General features: G+C 72.2%; 3 protein-coding genes. All 3 read left to right on the top strand.

Annotation, left to right across the window (positions count from 1 at the left end):
- The coding region (locus tag ACTUAL_RS00180; protein ID WP_440898826.1) for an ABC transporter permease at positions 1-373 on the top strand (373 nt) is incomplete at its 5' end.
- Entirely contained in the window at positions 373-1,368 is a 996-nt protein-coding gene (locus tag ACTUAL_RS00175; RefSeq protein ID WP_096492931.1) for an ABC transporter permease, read from the top strand. The genes ACTUAL_RS00180 and ACTUAL_RS00175, both read left to right, overlap by 1 nt.
- 93 nt (positions 1,369-1,461) lie before the next feature.
- Complete coding sequence (locus ACTUAL_RS00170; protein ID WP_177154392.1) at positions 1,462-3,150, top strand: ABC transporter substrate-binding protein; 1,689 nt, start codon at positions 1,462-1,464, stop codon at positions 3,148-3,150.
- The last annotated feature ends 137 nt before the right edge of the window (positions 3,151-3,287 follow it).

Genomic DNA, 3,287 nt, shown 5'->3' with positions numbered 1-3,287 from the left:
CGTGCGCGCCCAGACCCTGGCGCTGCGCTCGCGCGGCTTCGTCTCGGCCGCCCGCTCGCTGGGCGCGGGCCCGTGGCACGTGTTCCGCACCGAGCTGCTGCCCTACCTGTGGGGTCCGATCATCGTGGTCTCGACGCTGTCCATCCCCGGCAAGATCGGCCTGGAGGCCGCGCTGTCGTTCCTGGGCGTGGGCATCCCGCCGCCCACGCCCAGCTGGGGCCGGGTGATCAGCAGCGCGGTCAACTGGGTCGGCACCGACCCGATGTTCCTGGTGTTCCCCGGCGCGGCGCTGCTGCTGTCCACCTGGGCGTTCACCGTCCTGGGCGACGGCCTGCGCGACGAGCTCGACCCCCGGACGGCGGTGCGGGCCTGATGCGCACGACGCTGTTCGTCGGCAAGCGGGTGCTCAGCGCCCTGCTGGTGCTGTTCGCGGTCGCCCTGTTCACGTTCGCGGTGTTCTACCTGGTGCCCGCCGACCCGGCCGAGGCCGCGTGCGGCAGGCCGTGCACCGAGCAGAACCTGGCGCTGGCGCGCGAGTTCATGGGCTTCGGCGACCCGTGGTGGTCGCAGTTCGGGGACTTCCTCGGCGGCATCCTGGCCGGTCGCACGTTCGGGGTGGGCGCCACCTCGATCGAGTGCTCCGCGCCGTGCTTCGGCTACTCGTTCCAGCAGAACACCGACGTGGTTCAGCTGATCTGGGAGCGCCTTCCGGTGACGTTCTCGCTGGCGGTCGGCGCGGCGGCGCTGTGGTTCGCGGCGGGCGTGGGCACCGGTGTGCTGGCGGCGCTCAAGCGGGGCACGGCGGTGGACCGGATCGCGCTCGGCGCGTCGGTGGCCGGGGTGTCCGCGCCGGTCTACCTGACCGGCCTGCTCGGGCTGCTGCTGTTCGGCTTCACGCTCGACGTGGTCCCGGTCGGCGGGTACGTCGCGTTCACCGAGGACCCGGTCGACTGGCTGTGGCGGATGGTGCTGCCGTGGGCGGTGCTGGCGTTCGCGCACGCCGCCTACTACACCCGGCTCACCCGCACCCAGATGCTCGACGCGCTCGGCGAGGACTACGTGCGCACCGCCCGCGCCAAGGGCCTGACCGAGCGGGAGGTCGTCGGCAAGCACGCGCTGCGCAACGCCCTGCTGCCCGTGGTCACCCTGTTCGGCGTCGACCTGGGCGCGCTGCTCGGCGGCGCGGTGATCACCGAGCGGGTGTTCGGGCTGCCCGGCGCGGGCTCGCTGCTGGTGGACGCGGTCAACCAGCGCGACCTGCCGCTGCTGCTGGGCTGCACGCTCTTCGCCGCCGTGCTGATCGTGATCGCGAACGCGCTGATCGACCTCGGCTACGGCGCGCTCGACCCGCGAGCGCGCCTCACCTGACCGGGCGCCCGCCGGAGAGCCTGCCCCGGACCGCCGGGACGGGCGCCCCCAAGACCCCTGCTCCCCACTTCCCCGCTAGGAGAGAGAACCGCCATGACCAGAAGTCGGACCTCACGGGTGGTCGCCACGGCCACCGCACTCGTCGGCGCGCTCGCGCTGACCGCGTGCGGCGCCAACGACCAGCCCCAGCAGGGCGCGGCCGACCAGGCCAAGGCCGAGCGCGGGGGCGTGCTGCGCATCCTCGGCGAGAGCCAGTCGCTGAACTTCGACCCGGCCAAGAGCTCCTCGCTGCCGATCACCTCGCTCGCGCTGGTGCACCGCAGGCTCACCGGCTGGCTGAACGAGCCGGGCCAGGACGCGAAGGTCGTCCCCGACCTCGGCGACACCGGCAAGACCGACGACGGCGGCAAGACGTGGACCTTCACCCTCAAGGAGGGCCTGAAGTACGCGGACGGCACGCCCATCAAGGCCGATGACATCAAGTGGGGCGTCGAGCGCTCGTACGCGCCCGCGTTCTCCGGCGGCCTCGGCTACCACAAGCAGCTGATCGAGGGCGGCGCCGACTACCGGGGCCCGTTCGAGGGCCAGCGCCTCGACTCCATCAAGGTCCCGGACGACCGCACGATCGTGTTCACCCTGTCGCGGCCGTACGGCGACTGGCCGTGGGTGGCGAGCACCCCGGCGTTCGCGCCGGTGCCCAGCGGCAAGGGCGCCGAGGCCGACTACAGCGACCACGCGGTCGCGTCCGGCCCGTACAAGGTGGAGAAGTACCAGAAGGGCGTCGAGGCGCGCCTGGTGCGCAACGAGAACTGGGACTCGGCCACGGACGAGCTGCGCGGCGGCCTCCCGGACGAGATCCTGTTCCAGCTGGGCCAGGACACCTCGGTGATCTCGCAGCGGCTCACCGCCGACTCCGGTGACGACAAGTTCGCGTTCGGCTCCTCGTTCGTGTCCCCCGCGCAGCTCGCGCAGCTGGCGGGCAACCCGTCGGCCAAGCAGCGCCTGGTGACCTCGAAGACCGGCGCGCTCGCCTACCTGGCGCTCAACACCCAGAAGGCGCCGTTCGACAACCCCAAGGTGCGGCAGGCCGTGCAGTACGCGGTCGACAAGACCTCGTACCAGATCGCGTCGGCGGGCAACGCCGAGCTGGCCGGTGACGTCGCCACCACGCTGATCACCCAGGGCATCGCGGGCCGCGAGCAGTTCGACCTCTACCAGACCAAGCCGTCCGGCGACCCGGAGAAGGCCAAGTCGCTGCTGGCCGAGGCGGGCTTCCCGAACGGGATCTCGGGGCTGGAGTTCCTGGTGTCGCAGACCAACAACTACCCGGAGAAGGCCGAGGCGATCCAGGCCGCGCTGGTCAAGGCGGGCATCCAGTCCGAGATCCGGGTGCTGGAGAGCGACGCGTACACCGCCGAGTCGCGCGCGGACAACCCGAACTACGCGCTGACCCTGTCCTCGTGGCAGCCGGACTTCCCGAGCGCCAACGCGAACATCCAGCCGCTGTTCGACTCCCAGGAGATCGGCCAGGGCGGGTACAACCTGTCCCGCTACGACAACCCCGAGGTCGACAGGCTGATCGCCGAGGCCCAGGCCACCGTCGACCCGGTCGAGGCGGGCAAGAAGTGGGTGGAGCTGGACAAGAAGATCCTGGCCGACTCCCCCGTCGTGCCGCTGATCTACACCCGCAACTCGTTCCTGCACGGGTCCAAGGTCGCCGACTTCCGCATCGCCGACTTCCCCGCGTACCCGAACTACGCCCGAGTCGGGCTCCTGAAGTGACCGGGCCGCTGCTGGAGCTCGACGCCGTCGGCGTGGAGTTCACCGGCGGCGGCGCCACCACCGCGGCCCCCCGGGGGGGGGGGGCGGGCCCGGGGGGCGGGGGGGGGGGGGGCCGGGGGGGGGGGTTCCGGGGGGGG

It is taken from the genome of Actinosynnema sp., assembly GCF_052038725.1.
The sequence above is the reverse complement of the archived record's forward strand: the minus strand, read 5'-3'. Positions and strand labels throughout refer to the sequence as shown.